Source organism: Devosia sp. SD17-2 (genome assembly GCF_029201565.1).
Taxonomy (GTDB): Bacteria; Pseudomonadota; Alphaproteobacteria; order Rhizobiales; family Devosiaceae; genus Devosia.
Genome location: NZ_CP104002.1, coordinates 1,635,548 through 1,659,934, shown reverse-complemented (window position 1 = coordinate 1,659,934; position 24,387 = coordinate 1,635,548). Strand labels below are relative to the sequence as shown.

General features: G+C 62.7%; 24 protein-coding genes and 1 other RNA gene. 11 read left to right on the top strand and 14 right to left on the bottom strand.

Going from position 1 to position 24,387, the window contains the following annotated elements; translation table 11 throughout:
- Positions 1-26: 26 nt before the first annotated feature.
- Complete coding sequence (locus NYQ88_RS08075) at positions 27-383, bottom strand: DUF423 domain-containing protein (protein ID WP_275654425.1); 357 nt, start codon at positions 381-383, stop codon at positions 27-29.
- 85 nt (positions 384-468) lie between these two features.
- Here NYQ88_RS08075 and NYQ88_RS08070 point away from each other — a divergent pair, with 85 nt between their 5' ends.
- Positions 469-1,899: an MATE family efflux transporter gene (locus tag NYQ88_RS08070; RefSeq protein ID WP_275654424.1), complete on the top strand. Its 1,431-nt coding sequence runs from the start codon at positions 469-471 to the stop codon at positions 1,897-1,899.
- 47 nt (positions 1,900-1,946) lie between these two features.
- Here the strand turns inward: NYQ88_RS08070 and miaA are convergent, their stop codons facing one another.
- Entirely contained in the window at positions 1,947-2,849 is a 903-nt protein-coding gene (gene miaA / locus NYQ88_RS08065; RefSeq protein WP_275654423.1) for a tRNA (adenosine(37)-N6)-dimethylallyltransferase MiaA, read from the bottom strand.
- 24 nt (positions 2,850-2,873) lie between these two features.
- On the opposite strand from miaA, the gene serB reads away from it, so the two are divergent.
- Positions 2,874-3,746 (top strand): phosphoserine phosphatase SerB, encoded by an 873-nt coding sequence (serB, locus tag NYQ88_RS08060; RefSeq protein ID WP_275654422.1) that lies wholly within the window; start codon positions 2,874-2,876, stop codon positions 3,744-3,746.
- A 157-nt stretch (positions 3,747-3,903) separates the two neighbouring features.
- On the opposite strand, the gene NYQ88_RS08055 is transcribed toward serB, so the two are convergent.
- The 9 genes from NYQ88_RS08055 to NYQ88_RS08015 all read right to left on the bottom strand — a co-directional run bounded on the left by NYQ88_RS08055 (position 3,904) and on the right by NYQ88_RS08015 (position 11,578).
- Positions 3,904-5,031, bottom strand: a complete 1,128-nt coding sequence (locus tag NYQ88_RS08055) for a protease modulator HflC (protein WP_345774619.1) — start codon at positions 5,029-5,031, stop codon at positions 3,904-3,906.
- A gap of 2 nt (positions 5,032-5,033) precedes the next feature.
- Positions 5,034-6,131, bottom strand: a complete 1,098-nt coding sequence (gene hflK, locus NYQ88_RS08050) for an FtsH protease activity modulator HflK (RefSeq protein WP_275654421.1) — start codon at positions 6,129-6,131, stop codon at positions 5,034-5,036.
- 63 nt (positions 6,132-6,194) lie between these two features.
- Positions 6,195-6,719, bottom strand: coding sequence for a dihydrofolate reductase (locus tag NYQ88_RS08045; RefSeq protein WP_275654420.1), 525 nt, complete (start codon positions 6,717-6,719; stop codon positions 6,195-6,197).
- A 37-nt stretch (positions 6,720-6,756) separates the two neighbouring features.
- Positions 6,757-7,248 carry a GNAT family N-acetyltransferase gene (locus NYQ88_RS08040; protein ID WP_275654419.1) on the bottom strand — a complete coding sequence of 164 codons (492 nt, stop codon included), beginning with the start codon at positions 7,246-7,248 and terminating at the stop codon, positions 6,757-6,759.
- Positions 7,249-7,321: 73 nt separating this feature from the next.
- Positions 7,322-8,377 carry a DUF4424 family protein gene (locus tag NYQ88_RS08035; protein WP_275654418.1) on the bottom strand — a complete coding sequence of 352 codons (1,056 nt, stop codon included), beginning with the start codon at positions 8,375-8,377 and terminating at the stop codon, positions 7,322-7,324.
- 135 nt (positions 8,378-8,512) lie between these two features.
- Positions 8,513-9,418, bottom strand: a complete 906-nt coding sequence (locus tag NYQ88_RS08030; RefSeq protein WP_275654417.1) for an AraC family transcriptional regulator — start codon at positions 9,416-9,418, stop codon at positions 8,513-8,515.
- 462 nt (positions 9,419-9,880) lie between these two features.
- A complete protein-coding gene (locus NYQ88_RS08025) occupies positions 9,881-10,207 on the bottom strand; it encodes a pyrophosphatase (RefSeq protein WP_275654416.1) in 327 nt (108 codons plus the stop codon).
- Entirely contained in the window at positions 10,204-10,998 is a 795-nt protein-coding gene (locus tag NYQ88_RS08020) for a thymidylate synthase (protein WP_275654415.1), read from the bottom strand. Before NYQ88_RS08020 ends, NYQ88_RS08025 begins: the two co-directional genes overlap by 4 nt.
- 10 nt (positions 10,999-11,008) lie before the next feature.
- Complete coding sequence (locus NYQ88_RS08015) at positions 11,009-11,578, bottom strand: DUF1003 domain-containing protein (RefSeq protein WP_275654414.1); 570 nt, start codon at positions 11,576-11,578, stop codon at positions 11,009-11,011.
- A gap of 155 nt (positions 11,579-11,733) precedes the next feature.
- Between NYQ88_RS08015 and NYQ88_RS08010 the strand changes: the two genes are divergently transcribed.
- Together NYQ88_RS08010 and NYQ88_RS08005 are read left to right on the top strand one after the other, a co-directional pair.
- Positions 11,734-12,132: a RidA family protein gene (locus tag NYQ88_RS08010; RefSeq protein WP_275654413.1), complete on the top strand. Its 399-nt coding sequence runs from the start codon at positions 11,734-11,736 to the stop codon at positions 12,130-12,132.
- Positions 12,129-12,368, top strand: a complete 240-nt coding sequence (locus tag NYQ88_RS08005; protein ID WP_345774618.1) for a YdeI/OmpD-associated family protein — start codon at positions 12,129-12,131, stop codon at positions 12,366-12,368. Before NYQ88_RS08010 ends, NYQ88_RS08005 begins: the two co-directional genes overlap by 4 nt.
- Positions 12,369-12,397: 29 nt before the next feature.
- Here NYQ88_RS08005 and NYQ88_RS08000 read toward each other — a convergent pair whose 3' ends face one another.
- Both NYQ88_RS08000 and NYQ88_RS07995 read right to left on the bottom strand, forming a co-directional pair.
- On the bottom strand, positions 12,398-12,949 hold the full coding sequence (locus NYQ88_RS08000; RefSeq protein ID WP_275654412.1) for a hypothetical protein: 552 nt from the start codon (positions 12,947-12,949) through the stop codon (positions 12,398-12,400).
- Positions 12,950-12,997: 48 nt separating this feature from the next.
- Positions 12,998-13,534, bottom strand: coding sequence for a thermonuclease family protein (locus tag NYQ88_RS07995; RefSeq protein ID WP_275654411.1), 537 nt, complete (start codon positions 13,532-13,534; stop codon positions 12,998-13,000).
- 63 nt (positions 13,535-13,597) lie between these two features.
- On the opposite strand from NYQ88_RS07995, the gene ssrA reads away from it, so the two are divergent.
- From ssrA to NYQ88_RS07980, 3 genes are all read left to right on the top strand, one after another.
- Positions 13,598-13,957, top strand: a transfer-messenger RNA (tmRNA) gene (gene ssrA / locus NYQ88_RS07990).
- Between the two features lie 111 nt (positions 13,958-14,068).
- Entirely contained in the window at positions 14,069-14,560 is a 492-nt protein-coding gene (locus NYQ88_RS07985) for an SspB family protein (protein WP_275654410.1), read from the top strand.
- Between the two features lie 15 nt (positions 14,561-14,575).
- Positions 14,576-14,803 (top strand): ribbon-helix-helix domain-containing protein, encoded by a 228-nt coding sequence (locus NYQ88_RS07980; RefSeq protein WP_275654409.1) that lies wholly within the window; start codon positions 14,576-14,578, stop codon positions 14,801-14,803.
- A 9-nt stretch (positions 14,804-14,812) separates the two neighbouring features.
- On the opposite strand, the gene NYQ88_RS07975 is transcribed toward NYQ88_RS07980, so the two are convergent.
- The gene (locus tag NYQ88_RS07975) at positions 14,813-18,463 is read right to left on the bottom strand and encodes an AsmA-like C-terminal region-containing protein (RefSeq protein ID WP_275654408.1); all 3,651 of its coding nucleotides are present in this window, start codon (positions 18,461-18,463) and stop codon (positions 14,813-14,815) included.
- A 294-nt stretch (positions 18,464-18,757) separates the two neighbouring features.
- On the opposite strand from NYQ88_RS07975, the gene NYQ88_RS07970 reads away from it, so the two are divergent.
- The 4 genes from NYQ88_RS07970 (at position 18,758) to NYQ88_RS07955 (ending at position 24,299) form a co-directional block, all read left to right on the top strand.
- Entirely contained in the window at positions 18,758-21,094 is a 2,337-nt protein-coding gene (locus NYQ88_RS07970) for a UvrD-helicase domain-containing protein (RefSeq protein ID WP_275654407.1), read from the top strand.
- 88 nt (positions 21,095-21,182) lie between these two features.
- Positions 21,183-21,500 (top strand): heavy metal-binding domain-containing protein, encoded by a 318-nt coding sequence (locus tag NYQ88_RS07965; protein ID WP_275654406.1) that lies wholly within the window; start codon positions 21,183-21,185, stop codon positions 21,498-21,500.
- 80 nt (positions 21,501-21,580) lie between these two features.
- The gene (locus NYQ88_RS07960) at positions 21,581-23,326 is read left to right on the top strand and encodes a GGDEF domain-containing protein (RefSeq protein WP_275654405.1); all 1,746 of its coding nucleotides are present in this window, start codon (positions 21,581-21,583) and stop codon (positions 23,324-23,326) included.
- A 103-nt stretch (positions 23,327-23,429) separates the two neighbouring features.
- Positions 23,430-24,299: a 50S ribosomal protein L11 methyltransferase gene (locus tag NYQ88_RS07955; protein ID WP_275654404.1), complete on the top strand. Its 870-nt coding sequence runs from the start codon at positions 23,430-23,432 to the stop codon at positions 24,297-24,299.
- Positions 24,300-24,387: the final 88 nt, after the last annotated feature.

The window sequence follows — 24,387 nt, the reverse complement described above, 5'->3', positions numbered from 1 at the left end:
CCGGCCTGCGTTAAGATTTATTCGAGTCAAATGCGGACGAATTTGGCGAAGAGCCCCCAGAACACGATTGCTCCCCAGCCGATCATCATCGTCCCGCCGCCGAGAGGGGCCGCGCCGGGGAAAAGCGCCTGACCGAAATATTCGCGCAGCGCCAGATCGCCGACAAAGACCAGTGTACCAACGGCGAGGATTAACGCTGCGGCGTCCAGCCCCCTGCCCCGCCGCGCCAGACCGAGGGCCAGGAGCGCCGGGCCATGGGCGAGGCATATCGCGGAAATGGCCGCGAGATTTCGGGGATTTTCGCCATGCGAGGCCATGGCGGCCGTTGCCACGCCAACGGCTCCAAACACCCCGCCGAGGCAAATTATCAGGCGTTCGATCATCGCGGTCCTCACTGCGTCATTCTCGCTGTCCTTCCCTGCCGGGAAAGTTTGGACTAGAGCATGACGGCGAGCATGGGAAACGACAATGATTGAAGATGTCGCGCCGACAACGACCGACACCGGCAAAGAAATGCCAGTTTCCAACGGTTGGGCCACTGAATTCAAAGAGACTTTTGCGCTGGCCTGGCCACTGGTGATTGCCCAGCTGGCGCAGAACGCGCTGCATACGACCGATGTGATTCTGCTCGGCTGGCTCGGCTCGACCTATCTTGCGGCCGCTACACTGGCGACCAGTTTCCTCACGCCCTTCCTTGTCGGCGGTGTGGGCATTGTCGGGGCTGTAGTGCCCCTGGTGGCCCAGGCGCGCGGCGCCCGCGACATCAAGGCGGTGCGCCGGATCGTGCGGCAGGGCTGCTGGGCCGCCATCCTGCTCGGCGCCATCCTTGTGCCTATGGTCTTGCAGATAAAGCCACTTTACCTGGCGCTTGGGCAGGATCCGGTGGCGACGGAGCTGGCCGACCAGTTCATCCAGATCGCCGCCTGGTCGCTGTTCCCGGCTCTGGGGATCATTGCTTTCCGCTCCATGCTCTCCGCCTTTGATGCGACAAGAGCGATCCTCGTGATCACCGTGCTGGGTGTGCTGGTCAACGCCCTCATCGCCTATACGCTGATCTTCGGGCATTTCGGCTTTCCGCGGCTCGAGCTGCGCGGCGCGGGCATTGCCACGCTGACGAGCAATATCGTCATGTTCCTGGCGATGATGATCTACGTCGTGCGCCACAAGAAACTGAAGCGTTTCCATGTGCTTGTGCGGTTCTGGAAGCCCGACTGGGCCCGCTTCCGCGAGATCTTCCGCATCGGCACGCCGATCGGCCTGACTGTGGTCGCCGAAGTTGGCCTCTTTACCGCAGCCGCCTTGTTGATGGGGCGGATTGGCACCGACGAAGTCGCGGCCCACGCCGTGGCGCTCCAGTGCGCCTCCATCGCCTTCATGGTGCCGCTGGGGCTGGGCATTGCCGCCACCGTGCGCGTTGGCCGGGCCTATGGCCGGGGGGATGCCGAGGGCATTCGCAAGGCCGGCTATGTCTCGCTGGTGATGGGGACCGGCTTCATGGTCCTGTCCTGCATCGCCTTTTTGGCATTTGCACCCGATATCGTCCGCATTTTCCTCGACCCGAATGTTGAGGCCAATGCCAAGGCACTGGGTCTGGCGACGACCTTCCTTCTCGTGGCCGGCGTGTTCCAGCTGGCCGATGGCGCGCAGGTGGTTGCGGCCCATGCCCTGCGCGGCATGAGCGACACGAAGATCCCGATGATCCTCGCCATTGTCGGCTATTGGGGCGTCGGCCTGCCGATCGCCTATGTGCTTGGTTTTGTGGCCGATTGGGGCGGCACCGGCATCTGGATCGGGCTGGCGGCAGGGCTGACCTTTGCCGCCGTGGTCCTGGTCATCCGCTTTGTCATGCGCGATCGGATCGGGCTGCTCGAGCGCATGCGCAAGCCGCTCGCGGGATAAGCGGGAAAGGTGGATAAGTCAGAAGTTTCTTCTGACTTATCAACGCACTAGCCTGGGAGAGGCTGTCCTTCGAGGCCCAGCCGCGGCCAGTCGCCCATGCGGTTGCGGAGCCATGTGCCCTGCCGCTTGGCGTATTGGTGGGTGGCCGTGGTAGCGAGGCGAATGGCGTCCTCACGCGACAGCGTGCCGGCGAGCCAGCCGGAAATCTCCGGAACGCCGATGGCTTTCATTGCCGGCAGCGACGGATCAAGCTTCTGGGCGAGAAGCGCCTCGACCTCTTCGACAGCGCCATTTTCAAACATCGCGGCAAAGCGCCGAGTAATCCGGTCCCGGAGGATTTGACGCTCCAGCGCCAGCACAACGCGCTCGACGGCCCAATCAGCAAGCAACGCCGGCTGCTCCGCGCCCTGAAAATCGGACAGCGTCTTGCCGGTGGCACGTTTGACAGCGAGCGCACGGATGACGCGCTGCGGATCGGCGACGCCGAGACGTGCGGCCGTCTCCGGGTCCTCTCTCTGCAGCAATGCCATGCGTCCCTCGTGGTCCAATGCCGAAACCTCATCCTGAACCGCCAGTGTAACCGCCTCGGGAATGGCGGGGACATCTGCGAATCCCTTTGTGAGGGCATCGAAGTAAAGCCCCGTACCGCCGACGAAAATGACCTCGCGGGCGGGATCGGTGGCGGACAGGATTTCGGCGACGGCCGTCAGCCACTGGCCGGTCGAGAAGCGATGACCGGCCGGGACCGAACCATAGAGCCGGTGCTCGGCGAGGAGCTCGTCTTCGACGCTGGGGCGGGCGGTGACGACGCGCAGCGTGTCGTAGATCTGCATGGCGTCGGCATTGACGATGAGCCCCTGCCCCTCCTGAGCGCGCGCGAGCGCCAGGGCCGACTTGCCGCTGGCAGTCGGACCCGCTATCAGGACGGCACGCCTTTGCGTGTTCACCATGATCCCCCGAAAGTACCTGTCGTCATGCCGGTCCTGAGCCTTATTGCCAATCCTGCCGACCCCGAACTGGATGCCGCGCTTGCTGCCGCAGTGGTGCAGCAAACCGGCGGAGAACTCAACTGGTTGAACCACGGCGTTGCCTGCGACATTCACGAACCCACCGCCCCGCAAGCCCTTCAAATCGCCCGCGATATTATCGGCACCAAGAGTGTCGACGCCAATCTGATCCCCAGCGAAGGGCGCAAGAAGCTGATCCTCGTGGCCGACATGGACTCCACCATGATCGAGCAGGAGTGCATCGACGAGCTGGCCGCGGCGTTGGGCTTGAAGGACCAGGTGGCTGAGATCACCGACCGGGCGATGCGCGGCGAGCTCGACTTCGGCGAGGCTCTGGATACCCGGGTGGCCCTCCTCAAGGGGCTTGAGCGTTCGGTGATCGAGGAAGTGCGGCGCGAGGCGATTACGCTGGCGCCGGGCGGCCGGGCGCTGGTGCAGACCATGAAGGCCTATGGCGCCTACACCTCGCTGGTCTCGGGCGGCTTTACCTTCTTTGCGGACTATTTTGGCAAGCGCATCGGCTTCGACGAGGCCATCGCCAATGTGCTGGAGTTCGATGGTGATGTGCTGACCGGCACGGTGACAAAGCCCATCGTCGACAAAAACACCAAGCGCGAGAGGCTCTTGGCGCTGGCGGCAGAACGCGGCGTTGATCCCAGCCTGACCATTGCCGTCGGCGATGGCGCCAATGATCTCGACATGATCCGCGTCGCCGGTTTCGGCGTGGCGCTGCATGCCAAGCCCGCCGTTGCGGCGGAAGCTGGCGTGCGGATCGACCATGGCGACCTGACCGCGCTGCTCTATCTGCAGGGCTATCCGGACGACGATTTCGTGCGGTAAGGCGGCACGCATCGGTGACAGATCAGTGCCTGATCGGTCAGACTTGGTTAGCAGACTGTTAGCATCGAGAGCGGCAAAACAGCGATAGTGACAACAATGAAAAAGGGCCGACCCGGAGATCCGGGTCGGCCCTTTTTGTGTGTCGCTCGTGGCGCGCTTACTGAGCGGCGGGAGCGGGCGTTTCGGTGGCCGGTGCTTCGGCAGGCGCCGGAGCTTCAGTGACCGGTGCCTCGACCGGAGGCGGAGCTTCGGTGCCGATGGTCGGAACCAGCTCGGAGCCGTCTTCGAGCGTCAGGCTGGGCGCAACGCTTTCCTCGATACCGAGGCCGTCGAGAGCCGGGCCATCGCTGGTCGGCAGTTCCGGCACGACGACCGGAGCAGCCGGCGGGGCCAGGTTCGGATTGGCGGCCGGGATGGAGCCGCCCGAACCGAAGTAGCGGAAGAATTCGCTATCGGGCGAGAGGACCATGGTGGTGCCGGTGTTGGCCAGCGCCGCGCGGTAGGACTGCATCGAGCGGTAGAACTCGAAGAACTCTGCGTCCTGGCCATAGGCCTGAGCGAAGATGCGGTTCCGCTCGGCGTCGCCCTGACCGCGGATGAGCTCGGCATCGCGGGTTGCCGCGGCGACGATTTCAACCGACTGACGATCGGCGATAGCGCGCAGACTCTGTGCCTGTTCCTGACCACGAGCACGGAGCAGTGCGGCTTCGGCGAGACGTTCGGCGCGCATACGCTCGAAGGTCGTGGCCGAGACGTCTGCGTCGAGATCGGTGCGCAGAATACGCACGTCGACGACATCGATACCGAGTTCTGCAAGGTCCGGACGGATGAGGTCACGGGTTTCCTGCATCATCTGGGCGCGCTGGTCCGACAGGGCCGCGTTGAATTCACGCAGACCATAGACCTGGCGGAGAGCAGCATCCAGGCTGGCGCCGATACGGGCTTCAGCAACCGACAGCTGGCCGGTGGCGCGTTCGCGGAACAGGCGCGCATTGGAGATGCGGTAGGTCAGGAAGGCGTCGACCTGATAGAAGGCGTTGCCCGAGACCTGAACGCGCATATTGGCGATGTCATAGCGCAGCAGACGGTCTTCGATGATCTGGACCGTGTCGACGAAGTCGGTCGGGATCTTGAAGTAGATGCCCGGCTCAGTGCGCACGTCGGTGATCTGGCCGAAGCGCGTGACAATGGCCTGCTCGCGCTCGTCGACGACGTAGAGCGAGGAGAAGAAGATGTAGATGGCGACGAGAATGGCCGCGCCGATGATATAGAGACGATTGGTCATGCTCAGTTCCCCGTCGAGGTTCTAGCGCCGGGGCGCAGTTCGGGCAGCGGCAGATAGGGGATGACCCCCGAACCCTGCTCGCTATTCTCGATAAGAACCTTCTCGGACCCGCCCAGAACCTCTTCCATTGTTTCAAGGAACAGGCGCTTGCGCGTCACTTCGGGTGCGTTGACATATTCGGCGTAGATGGCGTTGAAACGGCCAGCTTCACCGGTTGCTTCCTGCACCACGCGGTTGGTGTAGGCGGCAGCTTCTTCGCGCAGGGCCGCAGCACTACCACGCGCATTACCCAGCAGGGTATTGGCGTAGGAGCGGGCTTCTTCCTGCAGACGCGTCTCGTCCTGACGGGCGCGCTGAACTTCGTTGAAGGCGTCCACCACTTCCGTCGGCGGGCCGGCATTTTCGATCAGAATCTGGTTGACCGAGACGCCGAGGCCATAGCTTTCAAGCGTGGCGAGCGTAATGCGCATCACTTCTGCCTGGATGCCCGAGCGGTCGTCCGAGTAGACGTCCTGTGCGGGACGACGGCCAACGGCTTCGCGCATCGCGCTTTCTGCAGCGTAGCGAACCATTGATTCCTGGTCGCGGACGTTGAAGAGGTAAGCGACGGGGTCGTTGATGGCCCAGAAGACCGAGAACTGGACGTTGACGATGTTCTGGTCGCCCGAGAGCATCAGGCCGTCGCTGCCGGTCTGGCCGCGTGGGCCGGCGGTCGGCGAGTTGCCGATCTGGGTCTGGTTGACTGTCGTGGTCGCGCGTTCAACGCTTTCGATCGGCCAGAGCATGAAATGCAGGCCCGGACCGGACAGTTCGGGCTTTGGCTTACCAAACTGCAGCTCGACGCCAACTTCCTGCGGATTGATGGTGTAGACCGAGTTCACGCCCCAGAAGGCGAGAATGGCGAGTACGCCGCCGACGATCGCCCACCGACCACCGGGAACGCCGCCCTTGAACTGGTCGCGACCGCGATTGAGAATGTCCTCGAGATTGGGCGTATTTCCGCCCGGACGGCGCGGGCCGCCGCCACCTCCACCAGGTGCCTGGCCCCAGGGACCGCCAGTATTGCGGCCACCTCCGCCTCCATTATTCTCCCAAGGCATCTTTTTCCTTTCGGCTCTGTCGAGAAGTCGTTTCAGCCATATATAGGCAAGCGGCCCGTGCGATCAATGCGGCCTGGCATCCTGCCGCTCATAGATACAGATCCTGTACGCAGCAGAATCCTTATCCGATGGCGTGACATCGGGGGTTTCCACAAGGCGCCACACTGAAGGATCGATCACTGGAAACACCACATCGCCCTCCGGCGCGAGATCGACATGGGAGATGTAAAGCCGGTCGGCCTGCGCGATCGCCTGGGCGTAGAGATTGCCGCCACCGATGACCATGATCTCATCCACCTGCGCCTCTGCAGCCAGTCTTTCGGCCAGTTTCACGGCATCATCGATGGTGTGGACCACGTGGACGCCCTCGGCGGCATAATCGGTGCTGCGGGTGACCACGATATGCGGGCGACCGGGCAAGGGTTTTGGAAAGGTCTCGAACTGCTTGCGACCCATGATCATCGGCTTGCCCATGGTCTGGCGCTTGAACCAGGCGAAGTCGGATGGAATGCGCCATGGGATGTCCTGATCAGCCCCGATCACATTGTTGCGGGCGACAGCGGCAATGAGGGAAATTCTGGGGCTCATGAGGTGCTTTCGGGTTCAGGCGATTCTGGCAGTCGGCTTATGAGGGCGTGCCGAGCTTGACGAGATCATCGCCTTCGACGCGGACCCGTGTCCACTCATCCTGCATGACCCCGCCCTGGCTCTTGTAAAAGGCAATGGACGGCTCGTTCCAGTCCAGCACCCACCATTCGAACCGCCCTAGCCCCTCGGCGACGCAGCGCTGGGCTAGATGCCGGAGGAGGGATTTACCGATACCCCTGCCCCGCTGGTCGGGCTGGACATAGAGGTCCTCCAGCCAGATGCCGTGTCGGCCCTGGAAGGTGGAATAGGTGTAGAACCAGAGCGCAAACCCCACCGGCTGGCCATCCCACTCGGCGATCTCGCAAAACACCTTGGGTTCGGCACCGAAGAGATCGCGCGCGATATCGGCCGCGGTGATCTTCACCTCGTGGAGCAGCTTTTCATAATCGGCCAGCTCGCGGATGAAATGGACGATCGTGTCGGCATCGCTGGCGACGGCGGGGCGGATGGAGAGCTTGTCTTGGGTCAAAATGCCAGCCCCCGCAGATGCGGGGGCCTCCGTTTGCAAAATGGAATGAGAGGTCTCGCCGAGGCGCGACCGATTATTCGTCGAACCAGTCGACCGGCTTGAGCAGCAGGATTTCGAGTTCCTGATCCCAGGGCGGGAACCAGTCCTCGGCCGTCATCTGGAAAGTGGTCGGGCCAATCTTCTTGACGCCCTCGCCGCAGAAGGAAACGAGATTGTCCACCTCGCCCTTGTCGACGGTCAGCGTGAACTTGCCGATCGGGCCGGACCAGTTATTGCCGGTCGACCAGATGTAGGAAATCCAGTTTTCGACATAGGGATAGGACGTATAGCCATCCTGCTGGATTTCCTTTTTGCGCAGGGTGGCAACGAGATTGTCCTCCACGCAATATTTCTTGGCGTATTCGGCGAAGCGCTCCTCGGAGAACTCATCGCCCTTGACCGGCATGAACGTGATCGCGACCGTGCCGCCGACGCTGGGTCGATAGGTATGGAGCACCTCGGATATGCCCGGCTCGAACGTGGCTTCCCAGCTGTAGGTGGAGCGCAGCGTCCACAGCGGGATCAGCTCGGATTCCCAGCCATTGCCGGCATCGAAATCAGAGCGATAGGCCAGGCCCCGCGAGATCAGGCGGCTCGCCTGATCATCATCGAGCGCCGTCAGCGCTGCCGTGGTCGCTTCGCCAAACGGCTCGAGCGGGATGCCAAGCTCACGCAGGGTGGCGGAGTAGTCGATATTGCTGGCGAAGGCATATTGGTGCAGTTCGGCATCGACAGGCACGCCATTGAAGGTGGTTTCGAAGCCGAAGAGATTGTCCGGATCGGCAATCAGCGGCTTGCCGTCCTCATCGGTGTGCTGGACCGGCACATCGGTCATGAAATTGCCGGTGCCCGCGATGTCCGGCATCGGGAAGGCGACGAGAATGGTCTGGGGCACGCCGGAGATATTGTTGAACTCGTAGGCCACACGGACCTCGGTGGGGGACACATAAAGGTCCTCCGACGCCATCTCGATCTTGTCGTTGGTGATAAAATGGAGGCCGCCCGCTCCAAGTTGCGCCATGGTATCATTGGCCAAAGCCGGCGCTGCCAGCGCCAGAACCAGTGCGCTGGCTCCCATTGCTCTCATCATCGTTCTCTTCCCCGGAAAGCGTCTGCCCTTTGGCGGATTCGCCGAAGCCCCTAACGCCTTTTAGCGCTTAAGAGCCTCGGCGCGAAGAGAAAGCATCCACAAGGGACGCGCCGCTTTTCCGAAATGGCCGGCGACTTAGCTGCCGCGCCGCGACCGGCGATAGGCAGCCGGCGTGGTGCCGACGATGCGACCGAAGGCCCGCGTCAGGTGAACCTGGTCGGCAAAACCGCACTCGGCTGCAATATCGACGATGGGCATGGCGGTTTCGGCCAGCATGGTGCGGGCGCGATCCACCCGGCAGCGGATGATGAACTGGTAGAGCGTGACCCCGGACGCGCGCTTGAACAGACGCCCGAAATGGTCGGAGCTGAGTTGAAACTCGCAGGCGATGTCAGCGAGGGTGATCTTGTCGGCGAGCCGCGCCTCGATGATTTCGCGGGTTCGCAGAACCTGCCGCTCCGTCAGGGTCGCTGCAACGCCCTCCGTGCTCAGGTCGGCAGCGCTGTAATTGCGCACCAGATAGGCCGCCACCCCATGCAGCATGAGATCGACATATTGGGCCGAGGTCCGGCTCGCTTCATGGAGGCCCAGGCGCACCGCCGAGCAGAGGTGCTCGAGCACCGGATCATAGGTTGCAGGGCAGAACTTGATCTCCACGTCCCGCTTGCCCTCCGAAAACATGGAGCTGATCACCTGGTCGATCACCTTGCGGCGAATGTAGAGATGGGTGGTGTCGACCGTGTTCTCGAGGACAAGATCGAAGGGCTTTCGCGCCGGCACGATGGTGATGGTCCCCGGCCCGCCCTCTATGGGATAATCCTGACCATCGACAGTGATCCGCCCCTTGACCGTCTTTGAATTGACGACATTGACCAGCACGTCGCTGCGGGCGCGAAAGTGCATCTTATGGGGGCCTTCGCGCTGCACCGACATGAACGCGCGGCGCCAACCCAGACCCAAGCTGGTCCGGGAAATATCCATATTCTCTGCTTCGAGAAAGCTATGTGTATCCTCGACCGAAAACTCGGGACCGTGCGCCATGAAATTGCATCCTCAACGTCGAAGAGAGAGAACGGCGAGGATGAAAATCCCCACCGGCCCACCAAGCGCGTCCAAATGCATGGGTGACTGGAAAACTGAGGTTCGTCTTTTCTATTCCAGCGGCAAATAGCACATTCCCGGCGAGCCAAATCATCACAAAATGGCGCACCGGCTGCGGCGGTCGCTCCGCGACGCCCGTCCGGTCACGCGTTGGATTCCTAAACAACGGTCGCGCCTATATTTTAGCGGCGCGGGGCCAATGCGTGTGGAAATCACTCGATCGCATCGATCTAGACCAATTGCTTACGAGACCTTACGCTTCGTTAACCAAGTGCCCACAGTTAAATTGGTGGAAAGACGCGCGCCCTCGTCTCTATCGCCCCTTCCGAGAGGAAAAACCGCACTCGGACAGTGGTGTTTACGACTTGGCTGCACTTTGGAGTGCCGGTCCGGCAGGACCGCTCAACCCTCTTGCGGCGCAGGCAGATGGGAGAACCACTTGCGGGCGAGCGCGGCATCGAGGTCGATGCCGTTGTGATGCGCGTAAAGGATGGTTGTGGCGAGGAGATCGGCGGTCTCGTCTTCGAGCGCCCGGCGGATTTCCGCCTCAGCGGCGCCGTCACTGCGCTTTCGGGCGCTGGCCCGGAGATGCTCGGCAACCAGTTCGCCAAGCTCTTCCTGAAGTTTCAGCAGATACCAGTCGTCGTCGCGCGTGATGGCAGTTCGCGCGGCGTAAATGTCCGAGACCCGGGCGACAAGCGCGCTGAGCTCGGACAGGGACCGGCTCATACCGCGACCGCAGCCTTGATATGGGGATGCGGGTCATAGCCTTCGAAGGCAAAGTCCTCGAAGACGAAATCTTCGAGACGCTTGCGCTCGGGGTTCATGATCAGCTTCGGCAGCGGACGCGGCTCGCGGGTGAGCTGCAGGCGGGCCTGCTCAAAGTGATTGGAATAAAGGTGGACATCGCCAAAGGAGTGCACGAAGTCACCCACTTCGAGATCGCACACCTGCGCCATCATATGGGTCAGCAGCGCATAGGAGGCGATGTTGAACGGCACGCCGAGGAAAGTGTCGGCCGAGCGCTGATAGAGCTGGCAGCTCAGCTTGCCGTTTGCGACGTAGAACTGGAAAAGGCAGTGGCACGGCGGCAAGGCCATGTCGTCGACTTCGGCGGGGTTCCAGGCCGAAACGATGTGGCGGCGCGAATCCGGCTTGGTGCGGATGCTTTCCACCAGATTGGCGATCTGATCGATATGGCGGCCATCTGGCGCCGGCCAGGAGCGCCATTGCGAGCCGTAAACGGGACCGAGATCGCCGTTTTCATCGGCCCATTCGTCCCAGATCTTGACCCCGCGCTCCTGCAGCCAGCGGACATTGGTCTCGCCGCGAAGGAACCAGAGCAGCTCATAGATGATGGATTTAAGATGCAGCTTCTTGGTGGTCAGAAGCGGAAAGCCCTTCGAGAGATCGAAGCGCATCTGATAGCCAAACAGCGAGCGCGTGCCGGTGCCGGTGCGGTCCGACTTGTCGGCGCCGTTTTCGAGAATGTCAGAGAGAAGCGTCAGATAGGGCTGCATGGGCGTCAGCTTATCGCGATTCGCTATCGAGGTGTTTCTCTACGATCCGCGTCAAAGTCGCGATCTGTTCCTGCTGGCGCAGAACGATGCCGCGAATCTCGTCCTCGCGCAGGCGGTCCAGTTTCTCGTGCAGGGCCATGATCTCGATCTCCGCCTTGAGATTGACCTCATAGTCATGGGAGGAAACCTCGCGATCCTTGGCCGCCTGCCGGTTCTGGCTCATCATGATCACCGGCGCCTGCACGGCCGCCAGCATGGAGAGCATCAGATTGAGGAAGATGAAGGGATAGGGATCAAAGGCCCGCCCGGCGAGGAGAAGATTGGTCGCCACCCAGAGCACCAGCACCAGGCCAAAACCGGCGATGAACACCCAGGAGCCACCGAAAGCCGCGACATTGTCCGCAAGGCGCTGGCCAAAGGTGAGGCTGTCGGCGAACTGGAGGTCAGGGTTGCGCGAGAGCGTGCGGCGCTTCACGGTCTGCTCGAGGATTTTCAGCTCCTGCTCGGTCAGCTTCCCGAGGTCTTTTCCCAGAAAGCGGTCGGCGGCATGAGCAAGCTTGGCGGCGGGGTCGAAGGACATGAGTTTATTTCCCGTGCGGTCGTCTTCGAGCGATACTGGCACTCCGGACGCGCGAGCCAGATGCGGCATCCTAATACCGCATATCCTGCTGTCAGGAGCTGTCCGAGGCGTCTTCGATAGTGGCCCCTGCAACGGGGCATGAGGAGGATATCAGAATGGCTATCGAGTACATCAACCCGCCGGACATGCATGCGAGCCCGGTCTTCTCACAGGGCATCATCCTGCCGGCCAATGCGCGGCTCCTCCTGGTGGGTGGACAGAATGCGGTCAATGCGCAGGGGGAAATCGTCGGCAAGGGCGATATCGTCAGGCAGACCGAACAGGCGCTGGACAATATGCAGAAGGTGCTGGCTGCGGCCGGCGCGCGGCTCGAGCATCTGGTGCGCACCATGATCATCCTGCGCGACGATGCCGATCTCAATGGCGCTTTTGGCGTGTGGATGCAGATGTGGGGGCAGCGCCCCACCCCCCCGACGGTGACCGCGCTGCGGGTGACGGCGCTGGCCAATCCCGATTTTCTGATCGAGATCGAGGCGCAGGCGGTGCTGCCGTGAGCCCTGCCCTGCGGCCACTGCGCAAACGCGAGGAGATGCCCGGCTTCGTGCGCCAGGCGCTGGAGGAGCGCGGCCTGTCTGCGGCCTATGCGGCGCGGCCCGCCTATCAGCGCAACGATTATCTGCTCTGGATCAACAAGGTCAAAGGCGAGGACACCAAACGCCGGCACCTCGCCCAGATGCTGGATGAACTGGAGGCTGGCGGCGTTTACATGAAGATGAAATGGGGGCGTTGACCCGCGCGTCGCCCGCTCCGAGTTGACGGCTAGGCGAGCGTGCTCTGCATTGGCGTCGGGTCCTGCTCCCAAACGTGCGTGCGATCGATATGCGCCAGCGACCAGGCGAAGACCTTTTGCATCTCGCGAAGATCTCGCGCCGCCACCGCCTCTTCGAGCAGCTCGTTCATGCGCATCTTGGCGGGCAGATGGCCGGGCGGCCCCACCCGCTCGAACTCGACACCAATACCCGCATCGACCCATCCCCCGACCATCCCGGCGAACTCCTCGGAGACGAGGAAGGACGACAGCTCGAGGATGAGCAGCGTGATGACATCCTCGTCGAAATGCTCGGTGCGGATGACGACGCCACTGCGGAGCGGATGCCAGCCTGGCGAAAGCTCCTCGAGAAAGAAATAGCCGCAATAAAAGCCCCGGCAGACGTCGGGGCGGACATCATAAACCGTGCATCCCTGCCCCTCGGCGCAGTGCTGGCACAGCGTATTGGCAGGCTTCTGCAGCGGGACAGTGTGGATCGGCGCGAAGGAGCAGCAGGCAGTACACCCTTCGCAGTTTCGATCCGCGATGACGGGAAGGGACACGCCTATCCTCCTTGAAAATCAAGGAGAGACATAATCGAAATCAGCGGCTTAACACCAGCCCTCTCGCTGCCCGCGCCAGGTGTGGGCAAGGCCCTCATCCACGAGAATATCCCCCAGCGATTTTCCATCGCGCTCGACGATGCGCAGCTTGCGGCCATACTGGTCCTGGTCGCGGTCAATGCGATGTAGTTCGAACGGGCCGGCGGAGAGCAATTGGGCAAAGCGGCTGGTGGCCTCGCGCCCCAGCGTCGCCTCGCGCGTGCACTGCGGCTGGCCGATCTCGGGCGTATTGATGTCGGCCACCCGGTACTTGACCTCATCGAGCCAGAACGTATCGCCATCGACCACGCAGGTGATGCGGACCGTGCCGGCGCAGACCGGGAAACTGCGCTGCGCGACAAGGCTGGACGCACTCGCCCGGGACAGCATCCAGTCGGCAATGCCGGTCTTATTGAGGGCCGTGTTGAGGGCCGTGGTGGCAGCACCCCCGACGCCAAAGGCGATCAGCGCCAGCACAAGGAACGGCAGCCTTCTGCGTTGGCGCCGACTGCGCGAAAGCTCGAGGATGTCGGACAAGCTGGCCATATCGCCTCCGTTCGCAAGAGAGGATGGCCTTAAGGTGTTAAACGTCGCTGAATCAGCATGGTGGAGTTTGCATCAAGCCGAGCGGTGCCCTATATAGGGAGTGCCCGTAAGGGCTATGGCGATAAACGGTCATTGTAATAAACCCATCGGACCCGGGGGCAGTACCCGGCGTCTCCACCATCTCCTCCCCTCAAAAGGGGGAGCCACTGGGGACGAAACAGGATCGACGAGGGCGTAAAGAGTGTGCTTTTGCTCGGTGAGGTACCACCGTTATCGGTCCGAAACTTATAGTTGCAAATGACAACAATAAGGCTCCAGTCGCTCTCGCTGCGTAAGCAGTGCTAGCATTGGGAAATTAAGTCCTCCACCCCTAGCCGGGTGACAGGCGGGGTTCGCAGGCACCTGGCAACAGAAGCCTGCACTTTTCCCATGTTGCCCGCCTTGTCCTCGGCCTTTGTTCTTGAATTATCGGGGAACGTAGGGCTGATATGGGCCGTTCGGATTCGTGCCGACTGACAAGACCAAGGGACTAAAATGGCCGAAGATCATCTGCGTTACGACATTCTCGCTCAGGAAGCTCTGCGCGGCGTCGTGCGCAAGGTTCTGGCCGAAGTGTCCCGCACCGGCCTGCCCGGCGAGCATCACTTCTTCATTTCCTTCGCGACCCGCGCCCCCGGCGTGCGCCTCAGCGAAAAGCTGCTGACCCAGTACGACAAGGAAATGACCATCGTCCTGCAGAATCAGTATTGGGACCTCAAGGTCACTGAGACCGGTTTTGAGGTCGGTCTGAGCTTCGATGGCATTCCCGAGACGCTGGTCGTCCCCTTCTCTGCCATCAAGGGTTTCTTCGATCCCTCCGTGCAGTTTGGCTTGCAGTTCGATCCGGCTACCGCGCCCAATGAGGATGCGGAAAACGAAGCCAAGGCCGACGCAGCAACCGAAAAGGCCGCCGGTGGTGACGATGCCCAGCCCGAAGCGACGGGCGAAAAGGTCGTCAGCCTCGACGCCTTCCGCAAAAAGCCCTGATTTTTCGGGACGCGCATGCAAAAGCGCTCCTTTTCCATTGCCGGACACCGCACATCGGTCGCGCTCGAGCCTGAATTCTGGGCCGGGCTCGAAGCGATGGCAGATGCCCGTGCGCTGAGCCTTGCCGGTCTCGTCCGCCAGGTCGATGAGGCGCGCGAAAGCACCAATCTCTCCTCATCCCTGCGGCTGGCTGTGCTGGCCTGGTATCGCGACGGCGCTACCCCAAGCGCAGCTGACGCCTAGCGACATCGTTTAGCGCGGCAGGTTGAGCAGGTCGCTGGGAAGCACCTGGAAACCGCCTTGCGTCGGCACGCCGGTCTGGAAGCCCGGCTGAAGGCCGAGATCGAGCGGCCGATTGAGATCGGTGGGCGGCGCAGGCTGCGGCGCAATTTGTGGTTGCTGTTCGAGGCGGCGCCGTTCCTCTTCAACACGCTGGGCCTCTTCCGCCTCGGCGCGCCGTGCAGCAGCCTCTGCAGCCTGGCGGCGTTGTTCCTCGATCAGGCGATTGCGCTCCTCGGCAGCGGCGCGCTGGCGCGCCTCATCCTCAAGACGCATCGCTTCAAGCCGATCGACTTCCAGTTCATTGGCCCGCACCTGAATGGCGGCGACCATTTCACCGAGATCGATATCTACCTGTGGCTCAGCCAGATTGCCGGTGACGCGCAGAATGATGCGCGCGGTGTCGGGTTCCACGAGGCCGCTGGCGTCCTCATAGCGCGCAGGGGTCATGACAAAACTGCCGTTGAGACCAAGCGTGGCGAGGGCCAGATTGAGCCCGCCATCGAGGCGCGCGCCCTCCCCCGCCATCATCAGATTGGCGAGACGGACAATCCCGCCGGCAATGGTGAAGGCGCCCTGCGCGCTTTCGGCGACAAAGCTGCTGCGCTCCAGCGCCTGGGCGATGAGGATTTCGAGAACCTCGGCCTCAGTCTGCAGCACATTTTCGAGACCGGAAATGGCGGGGTAGACCTGCGGGTCCAAGCGCGTGAGTTCGAGATCGGCGAGGGAGAAATTGCCTTCCCCGGTCATGGCGGCCATGACTTCGGCAAGGCTGGCGCCCGTGCCCTCAAACTGCAGCCCGCTGGTGAGGCTGCCCGAAACGCCGCTGCTGATGGTTTCGGGCAAGATGGCGGCAAGGTCGACATCAGTGAGCGTCAACCGGCCCGACAGCACACGGTCAGGCAAGGGGCCGGCGCAGCAGAGGGTGAGGTCGAGCGTGGCGCTACCATTGCCGATGGCGCCGGTAAAACGGCTGAGACCGATCGATTGCGGGTTCCAAGTGACGTCGAACCTTGCATTGGCCAGGCTGACATTGCCGATACCCAGCTGGTCGGCCTCGACGGCAATTGTGCCGCGCGAGGGCCGCAACGCGTTGGCGCCGGCCAGCGGCCCCTCGGGCCAGACGCCATCGGTACCGATCAGGGCCGCGGGAGAGAGGATGGAGCCGGCAAGATGCTCGGCGGCGAGATGGTCAAAGCTCAGCGTGCCGCTGAAACTGGGGAGCTGACCCACCGCGGCGAGCTCGAGATTGCCACCAAAGCCCCCTGCGCCCGTGACCCCGGAAATGCCGGAGAGGGTAACGCGCGAAGTGCCGGCAAAGCGCACGCCGGCGCTGGCTTCGAACGAGCCGAGGCCGAGCCCGGGAATACCGGCAAGGCCCGCGAGACCGGAGCCGTTTTCGAGTTGCACGTCGATCGTCCCGGCGCCCGAAACTTCGCCGCTGTCGGCAAGCGTGAGCGTGCCCACATAGGCGATGGATTCATCGTTCTGGCTGGCAGCGATGCGGGTATCAAAACCGTCCCCGCGCGTTCCCTCGGCAAAGAGCGAGACCATGGCCGGAGCATCGGCGGCGAAGGGCGAAACCTCCGCAAGACCGAGCTGCGCCATGATGCCCGCCGCGTCGTCCCCTTCGATGGACGCCGAGAGCAGAATATGCCCCTCGTCGAGACCGGCGAGCCCCTTTTCGAGATCGGCGCGCAATGTGAGCATGCCCGCGCCTGCTGTGCCATTGAGCGAAAGGATCTGTCCCCCCACCGAGGACGGGCGCGTGAGATCGAGCTCGAGATCAAGCGGGATGGAGCCGGCGAGCGCCCGTCGCCAGCCTTCGGGAAGCCCGGCGAGATCATAGAGCGCGGTCAGCGCCGGAGCGGAGCGATTGTCGAGCTGCACCCGACCGGAGAGGCCAAGCTCGGGGGCCGCGAGCGTGCCGGTGGCTGTGCCGATGAGATCGAGCCCAAGCCCGCCGAGATCGCTGCTGACGAAACGCGTCAGCCGCAATTCCTCTTCGGTCCAGCTGCCTTCGGCGATGAGATCGGTGGCATCGAGGCCGAGCACGCGTGTGGCCTTGGTGTGGACCGCGAAACTGCCCTGCGGGAAGCTGACGGCAAATGTATTGTCGCTGGCCGGATCGGGGAACAGTGCGCCGAGCGCAGCGCTGTCGGCCGCGGTGAGATCATCGAAACGCCCGACGAGGTCAATGCGCGGCTCATCGCCGAAACCGAGGCGCAGCTCAACGGCATGGACCCTGTTGTTGAGGGTCAGGCGGCCATGGCTGAAGCCGAAGGCCTCGCCGGCAAAGATGACCTGCCCTTCCAGCCTGCCCGCCGTATTGGCGAGCGGATTGTCTTCACGGGCACGGCGCCAGAGATGGGAGAAGGCATCGAGCCGGGCACTGGCGAGAGTGAGATTGCCGTTGAAAGAGGGCTTGTCATCGATGCCGCGCAGAGTGCCGGCAAGGGACACGCTGGTGTTTCCGGGCAGTTCGGCAAGAGCTCGCGACACCTGCCAGGCAGAGCCATCGAAATTGGCATCGACGCGGACATTGCGGAGAGAGGCCCCGCGAAGGCCGATTTCGGCGAGATCGACGCCCAGGCGACCGGGGATCGGTGGCAGGGGCGGCGCCGGCAGTTCGGAAAGGAGGCGCACCAGTTCATAGGGCTGTTCGCTGGCCACTTCATTGGCGTCCCGCGGCGGCAGGTTGAAAACGCCGCCCGAGACCACGGCTTCAAAGTCGCGGCGCGTGCCGAGCTGGATGGAGGCGGCACCAGTGAGGCGCATGCCGGCACGGTTCTCGTCGAGCAGCAGGGTGTAGCCGTTGAGCACGACCCGGTCGGTGGATGCGGTCACCTTGCTTTCGAGCACCAGATTGCCGCGAATGTCTTCGGCGGTGGCGGCCGGTGGCGGCGCCTGCCGGTAGGTCATGGCACCGTCGAACTTGGGCGCGATGCCCGACGTCATCGCCCCATCGAGGGTGAGACTGTAGGCGCCGCCGGTGCGGCCAAGAAAAGCTGTGAGGCGCGCTGTGCCTTCGGCGTCGGCGACGCCGCTCGAGAGGCGGATCTCGAAGGGATCGTTCTGATACTGAAGGCGGCCCGAAAACTGATAGGGACCGGCAAGGCTCGAGAGCCGCAGATCGCCGGAGATCGCCGAGAAACTGTGGCTTTCGCCGGAGCGCAGATCGGTAAGGCCGATGCGCCCCTCTTCGACACGCGCCTGATCGAGCACCACGCCACTGCCGGTGCCGGCAATCTCAACGCCGCTGGAGAGGAGGCCGTTTTCGTCGATTACGAGATTGATGACCGGGGCGCGGAGCACGAGCTGGGTGAGGTTATACTGGTCGCGCAGGAAATCCATGAGCGCGAACTCGGCCTCGACCCCGGCAATAGTGGCGGCCGGCTTGTTCGCGGGGCCGACCACGACGTCGGAGAAAACCAGGCGCGGCTGGGGCAGAAGGGCGAAGTCGATGTCGCCCTCGATGGTCACCTCGGCACCCAGAACGCTGGCGGCAAGCACCTCCATGCGGTCGCGATAATCGCTCCACTCGATAAAGCGCGGCGCAAGGAAAGCCCCCGCCAGCACTGCGATGGCGATCAAGCCGACGACGATATAGATGCGATTGAGCACGGTGTGCGTTCTGCCCGCCAGATTCCTGCCGCGAGTGTAGGGACTTGGCGTGTCCGCGCAAGACCAGGCGACAGTCAATCGACGCTTGCGCGGGCCACAAAACCAGTCGTGAACAAGAAAAGAACGAATTCGCCGGCCTTATCAGCGCAAAGGCGCCCGGTGACGCCCGTGTGAGGGGCCGCGCTCCTATACAGAGGCCCGCCTCGACCCTATATTGCACCAAGAACAAAATAAAATTCGTCAAGGCTTGGCCGCGCATCTGTCCCGGGTGCAAGGCCAAGGGATTTAGCGCTCATGGTCGAACCCGCCCCCCTGCACCGCCCCCAAGGCGGGCCCATCACCAGCCAGCTGCGCGGCGCGAGTGTGCCCGACTATCTGGCTGGCCTGAACGCCGAACAGCGCGAAGCCGTGCTTTCGACCGAAGGGCCGCTGCTCGTGCTGGCGGGCGCCGGTACGGGCAAGACGCGCGTGCTGACCACGCGTATCGCCCATATTCTCAACCAGCGTATGGCATGGGGCAGCCAGATCCTGGCGGTGACCTTCACCAACAAGGCCGCCAGCGAAATGAAGCGGCGCATCCACGAGATCGTGCCCAATTTCGACGGCCTGCCGTGGATGGGGACGTTCCACTCGGTGTCGGCGCGCATCTTGCGCAGCCATGCCGAACTGGTGGACCTCAAACCCCAGTTCACCATCCTTGATACCGACGACCAGATCCGGCTGATCAAGCAGTTGCTGGCGGCGGAGAACATCGACGAGAAGCGCTGGCCCGCCCGGCAGTTCGCCGGCATGCTGGATGCATGGAAGAACCGCGGCTGGCTGCCCAAGGATGTGCCGGCCAGCGACAGCGGCTATTACGCCAACGGCAAGGGCGGAAAACTCTATTACGACTATCAGGCGCGGCTGAAGACGCTGAACGCCGCCGACTTCGGCGATCTGCTGCTCGAATGTATCCGGCTGTTCCGCGAGAACCCGGAAGTGCTGGCCGAATATCATCGCAAATTCAAATATATGCTGGTGGACGAGTACCAAGACAGCAACACCGCCCAATATCTGTGGCTGCGGCTGCTGGCACAGGGCAAGCCAGCTCCGGAAGCCAATATCTGCGTGGTGGGCGACGACGACCAGTCGATCTATGGCTGGCGCGGCGCCGAGGTGGACAACATCCTGCGCTTCGAAAAGGATTTCCCGGGCGCCAAGGTGATCAAGCTCGAGCGCAATTATCGCTCGACGGCCAATATATTGAAGGCCGCCTCGACGCTGATCGCCAATAATGAAGGCCGGTTGGGCAAGACGCTGCACACCGACATTGCCGAGGGCGGCGAGCTGGTCTCGTTCACCCAGGTCTATGACAGCGAGGAAGAAGCCCGCACCATCGGCGAGGAAATCGAGCAGTATCAGCGCGCTGGCGAACCGCTCAACTCCATGGCGATCCTCGTGCGCGCCTCCTTCCAGATGCGCGAGTTCGAAGAGCGCTTCATCACGCTGGGACTCAATTATCGCGTCGTCGGCGGCCCGCGCTTTTATGAGCGCAAGGAAATCCGCGATGCTCTGGCCTATCTGCGGCTCGTGGCACAACCGGCCGACGACCTCGCCTTCGAGCGCATCATCAACGTGCCCAAGCGCGGCCTCGGCGACACCACAGTCAACATGCTGACCGCGACGGCGCGGCACCAGAACATTCCCCTCCTCGCCTCAACACGCATGATGGTGGAAACCGAGGACCTCAAGCCCAAGCAGCGCTCGACCCTGCGCAGCCTCGTCAACCAGTTCGATGACTGGTCCTATCGCTCCCAGACCCTGCCGCCCTATCAGCTGGTCGAGCAGATCCTCGAGGAAAGCGGCTATATGGACATGCTGGCGGCTGACAAATCCGCGGAGTCCGAAGGGCGCAAGGAAAACCTCAAGGAACTCAGCCGTTCCATGGAGGAGTTCGAGACCCTCGGCGGCTTCCTCGAACACATCTCTCTGGTGATGGACCGCGACAGCGCCGACGCCAGCGACGCTGTCACCATCATGACGCTGCACTCGGCCAAGGGGCTGGAATTCAACACCGTGTTCCTGCCCGGCTGGGAGGATGGCACCTTCCCCAGCCAGCGCTCGATGGATGAAAGCGGTCGCGCGGGCCTCGAAGAAGAACGTCGCCTCGGGTATGTCGGCATCACCCGCGGGCGCAAGCGCGTGCGCATTTCGGCGGCACAGAACCGGCGTATCCACGGGCTCTGGCAGTCTGCCATTCCCTCCCGCTTCATCGACGAACTGCCGCCTGAGGCGGTGGAGGTGACCGATCGCGGCTCGGCCTATGGCGGCTACAGTTATGGCGGTGGCGCGGCGAGCCGCTTCAACAAGGCTGACCCGTTCGAAAGCGTCTACGAGACGCCAGGCTGGCAGCGCGCCCGCGCCAATCAGGCCAGCCGCAAGAGCGGCGGACCGATGACCATCGAAGGCGAGCTGGTCGCCCGCTCGGTCGATCTCGGCAGCCAGTCGAGCAGCTATGTGTTGGGCGACCGCGTCTTCCACCTCAAGTTCGGCTATGGCGAGGTGATCACCATCGAAGGCAACAAGCTGACCATCGATTTTGAAAAGGCCGGGACCAAGAAGGTTTTGGAGAGTTTTGTGAAGAAGGGCTAAGCCCCCTTCCCCACGAGATTATACAGCCTCGCGTCTTGCCTTTTGCGCTGCTCGCCCCACATGCTGGAGAGCAAACAGGAGGACCACGATGATCATTTCCACCACGCCGACGCTCGAAGGCCGGGCTATTCGGGAGTATCTCGGCATTGCCACGGGCGAGGTGATTGTCGGGGCTAATATCTTCAAGGATCTGTTTGCCGGCATCCGCGATATCGTGGGTGGTCGGGCCGGTGCTTATGAATCGACACTGCGCGATGCGCGCCGACAGGCCTTTGCCGAGCTGGAAGAAGAAGCAAGGCGCATAGGTGCCGATGCGGTCGTGGGTGTCGACATCGACTATGAAGTCGTCGGCCAAGGCGGGTCGATGCTGATGGTTTCGGTATCGGGAACGGCCGTACGTCTCTGATAGCACACAGTTAACCAGCCAAATTCACACCTTGTCAGCCTGCTGCGTGCCACACTCACGCTCCCGATGGGAGCAGGGCCGTGTTTCGAATTCAACACCTACAGTCGCTGGGAGCAGCAGTCGTGGCCTTTGGCTGCCTGCTGCTTGGCGGCGCGGCCATTCTCAGCAATTACAATGATTTCCAGCGCTTCGGTCACGGCGCTGAGGAAATGCGCGTCTTCGTCCTTGTGCTCGACAGCGCCAATGCCATTTCCGCCGAACGCGGTCCGGCCAATGTCGCTATGGCGGCAAAACCTTCCGAGCTCGACGAGGCGCTGGTCGCACTCGAGCAGAGCCGCGCCAAGACCGACGACGCCATCGCTGTAATGATCGAGGCGCTCACCCTCCACCACGTCGACGACCAGGCCAGGCTCACCGCCATCACCGAGGTTCTGGAAAGCCTCAACACCGGACGGATGGCCGTGGACAAGGTCGTGGCCGTGCCGCTCGAGGCGCGCACCACATTGCATGTGCCACTGGCAATCATGGCTATGTTCCGTGCCGCCGACAGCGCCGCCGATCTGCGCAACGAGGTCAGCGGCCATCTGGTGCCGACAACGCCGCAGATTGCCGGGGAGGTGCTGCTCGCCAGCAGCGCCAGCGCCCTGCGCGAACAGGCCGGCCGGCTCGGCTCCTATGTGGTGATGACACTGGTGGCGCCGCGCGACGAGGACGCCAATTATGCCCTGCTGATGGACAAGACGAGCGCCATCATCCTCAATATATGGGAGAGCGGGCTGAACAATGCCGCGCTCTTTTCCGGCAATGACACCATTGCCAGCCTCGTGGAACGCGTCGAGGCCGAATATCTCGACGACGCCATGCCCATGGCCATCGCCACCGCCCATATCATGGGGCCGACCAATGGCATGTCGGGCGGCTCCTTCACCGAAGTCTATGTCCCGGGCATGGCAAGCCTCGAGAGCCTGCGCAATGAGCTGGTCGAACTCTCGCTCACCATGCTCGAGACACGCCGCCTGCAGGCGCGGCAGGCCATGATCGATTCCGCCCTCCTCACCGCGCTGGTGATTTCCGTGCTGATCGGGGTGGGGGCAATGTTTCGGCGCGGGCTCTTCACCCCGCTCCTCGCCCTGCATGGCGAGGTCGTGGCCCTCGCCAGCGGCGATCTCACCACGCCGCCCAAGGCAGGCAATGCGGCCCGCGAGGTCAACGATATTTTCGAGGGTCTGGCCATCCTGCGGGAAAACCAGCGGGAGAAGCGGCGGCTAGAAGGTCTGCAAAGGCAGATGAACCTTCGGCTCAAGCGCCTCTCCGAAACCGATACTCTCACCGGCCTGCTCAATCGCCGGGCTCTCGTGCAACGCGCCGACGCGCTGTTCCGACGGGCAAAAATCACCGGCGAAGACATGGCCGTGGTTCTGTTCGACATCGACCACTTCAAGAACGTCAACGACACCCATGGCCATTCGGTCGGCGATGAAGTGCTGGCCGGTGTGGCACGCGAAATCGGCCTACTGACCCGCCCCACCGATGCTTTTGCGCGGCTGGGGGGCGAGGAGTTTGTCATCATCCTGCGCCGCGTCGATCTGGAACAGGCGATCAGCATCGTGACCCATTTCAAGAACCAGCTGCATCGCAATCCGGTCCAGCAGCCCCTGCAATTGAAGATCACCGCGAGCTTCGGCATTGCCATGCGCCTCGCCGATTCCGACGAAAGCTGGGACGAAATCTTCCGCCGGGCAGACCAGCATCTCTACGCTGCCAAGAATGCCGGCCGCGACCGGATTGTCAGCGACAGCGCCGACACCGCCCAGCGCATCGCCTGATTGAGCCCCCAGCCTGTGGGGTGCCCGGCCGCTCAACGCGGTTTGCATTGACTTGGCCACTGGCGTGCAGCAATCAGGGAGCCAATCAAAAAGGAAGCCCCTCATGTCCGTCGACCAGATCTCCGTCGCTCTCACCAAGGATCAGGCCTATGCACTGGTCGACGCCGTGATGGAGCGGGACGATCTGGCGCTGACCGCATCGGCGCATGAAAACGAAGACACTGGTGAGTGGTTCTTTGAAGCCACCTGCGACAGCCCGCCGGATATCGACGCCTTCAATGCGCTAGCCAAGGAGGTTCTGGGCGGAACGGTGGAATTTTCCGTCGAAACGCTCGACCCCGATGTTAACTGGGTCGCCAAATCGCTCGAGGGCCTCGCCCCGGTGATCGCGGGCGGCTTCTATGTCTATGGCAGCCATGAGACCGGCCCGATCCCCGAAGGCCTGACGCCGATGAAGATCGACGCCGCCCAGGCGTTTGGCACCGGCCACCACCAGACCACCACCGGCTGCCTTGAGGCAATCGAAGCGCTGCTGCAGCGCGACAAGCCGCAGAACATGATCGATGTCGGCACCGGCACCGGCGTTCTCGCCATCGCGCTCGCCAAGCGTGTCGGCGTCAATGTTCTGGCTACCGATATCGACCCAGTTGCGGTGACGACGACCGAAGAGAACGCACGGGACAACGACGTTGCCGAGCTGATCGATGCGCTCGAGGCCACCGGCCTTGACCACGAAGCCATCACTGCCCGCGCGCCCTATGATCTGGTGGTTGCCAATATCCTGGCCGGTCCGCTGACCGAACTGGCCCCCGGCATGGGCGGCATCACCCGCCAGGGTGGGACGGCCATTCTATCGGGCATTCTCAACACCCAGGCCGACGGCGTCATCGCCGCCTATGAGGCTGCCGGTTTCAAGCTGGTGGATCACCTCAAGCGCAAGGAATGGACGACCCTGGTGCTCGAAAAGCACTGAGGATTTTTGGGGTCGTCGCGCCTAAGGACACGCTTCCTCTCTGAGGCGAAATTCATCCATCTGTCGTCATTGCCCAGTTTATCCGGGC

Excerpts from the sequence above, each read along its gene's own strand:
- NYQ88_RS08075 (WP_275654425.1), bottom strand. The coding sequence starts at position 383 with ATGATCGAACGCCTGATAATTTGCCTCGGCGGGGTGTTTGGAGCCGTT.
- NYQ88_RS08070 (WP_275654424.1), top strand. The coding sequence starts at position 469 with ATGATTGAAGATGTCGCGCCGACAACGACCGACACCGGCAAAGAAATG.
- miaA (WP_275654423.1), bottom strand. The coding sequence starts at position 2,849 with ATGGTGAACACGCAAAGGCGTGCCGTCCTGATAGCGGGTCCGACTGCC.
- serB (WP_275654422.1), top strand. The coding sequence starts at position 2,874 with ATGCCGGTCCTGAGCCTTATTGCCAATCCTGCCGACCCCGAACTGGAT.
- NYQ88_RS08055 (WP_345774619.1), bottom strand. The coding sequence starts at position 5,031 with ATGACCAATCGTCTCTATATCATCGGCGCGGCCATTCTCGTCGCCATC.
- hflK (WP_275654421.1), bottom strand. The coding sequence starts at position 6,131 with ATGCCTTGGGAGAATAATGGAGGCGGAGGTGGCCGCAATACTGGCGGT.
- NYQ88_RS08045 (WP_275654420.1), bottom strand. The coding sequence starts at position 6,719 with ATGAGCCCCAGAATTTCCCTCATTGCCGCTGTCGCCCGCAACAATGTG.
- NYQ88_RS08035 (WP_275654418.1), bottom strand. The coding sequence starts at position 8,377 with ATGATGAGAGCAATGGGAGCCAGCGCACTGGTTCTGGCGCTGGCAGCG.
- NYQ88_RS08030 (WP_275654417.1), bottom strand. The coding sequence starts at position 9,418 with ATGGCGCACGGTCCCGAGTTTTCGGTCGAGGATACACATAGCTTTCTC.
- NYQ88_RS08025 (WP_275654416.1), bottom strand. The coding sequence starts at position 10,207 with ATGAGCCGGTCCCTGTCCGAGCTCAGCGCGCTTGTCGCCCGGGTCTCG.
- NYQ88_RS08020 (WP_275654415.1), bottom strand. The coding sequence starts at position 10,998 with ATGCAGCCCTATCTGACGCTTCTCTCTGACATTCTCGAAAACGGCGCC.
- NYQ88_RS08015 (WP_275654414.1), bottom strand. The coding sequence starts at position 11,578 with ATGTCCTTCGACCCCGCCGCCAAGCTTGCTCATGCCGCCGACCGCTTT.
- NYQ88_RS08010 (WP_275654413.1), top strand. The coding sequence starts at position 11,734 with ATGGCTATCGAGTACATCAACCCGCCGGACATGCATGCGAGCCCGGTC.
- NYQ88_RS07995 (WP_275654411.1), bottom strand. The coding sequence starts at position 13,534 with ATGGCCAGCTTGTCCGACATCCTCGAGCTTTCGCGCAGTCGGCGCCAA.
- NYQ88_RS07985 (WP_275654410.1), top strand. The coding sequence starts at position 14,069 with ATGGCCGAAGATCATCTGCGTTACGACATTCTCGCTCAGGAAGCTCTG.
- NYQ88_RS07980 (WP_275654409.1), top strand. The coding sequence starts at position 14,576 with ATGCAAAAGCGCTCCTTTTCCATTGCCGGACACCGCACATCGGTCGCG.
- NYQ88_RS07970 (WP_275654407.1), top strand. The coding sequence starts at position 18,758 with ATGGTCGAACCCGCCCCCCTGCACCGCCCCCAAGGCGGGCCCATCACC.
- NYQ88_RS07965 (WP_275654406.1), top strand. The coding sequence starts at position 21,183 with ATGATCATTTCCACCACGCCGACGCTCGAAGGCCGGGCTATTCGGGAG.
- NYQ88_RS07955 (WP_275654404.1), top strand. The coding sequence starts at position 23,430 with ATGTCCGTCGACCAGATCTCCGTCGCTCTCACCAAGGATCAGGCCTAT.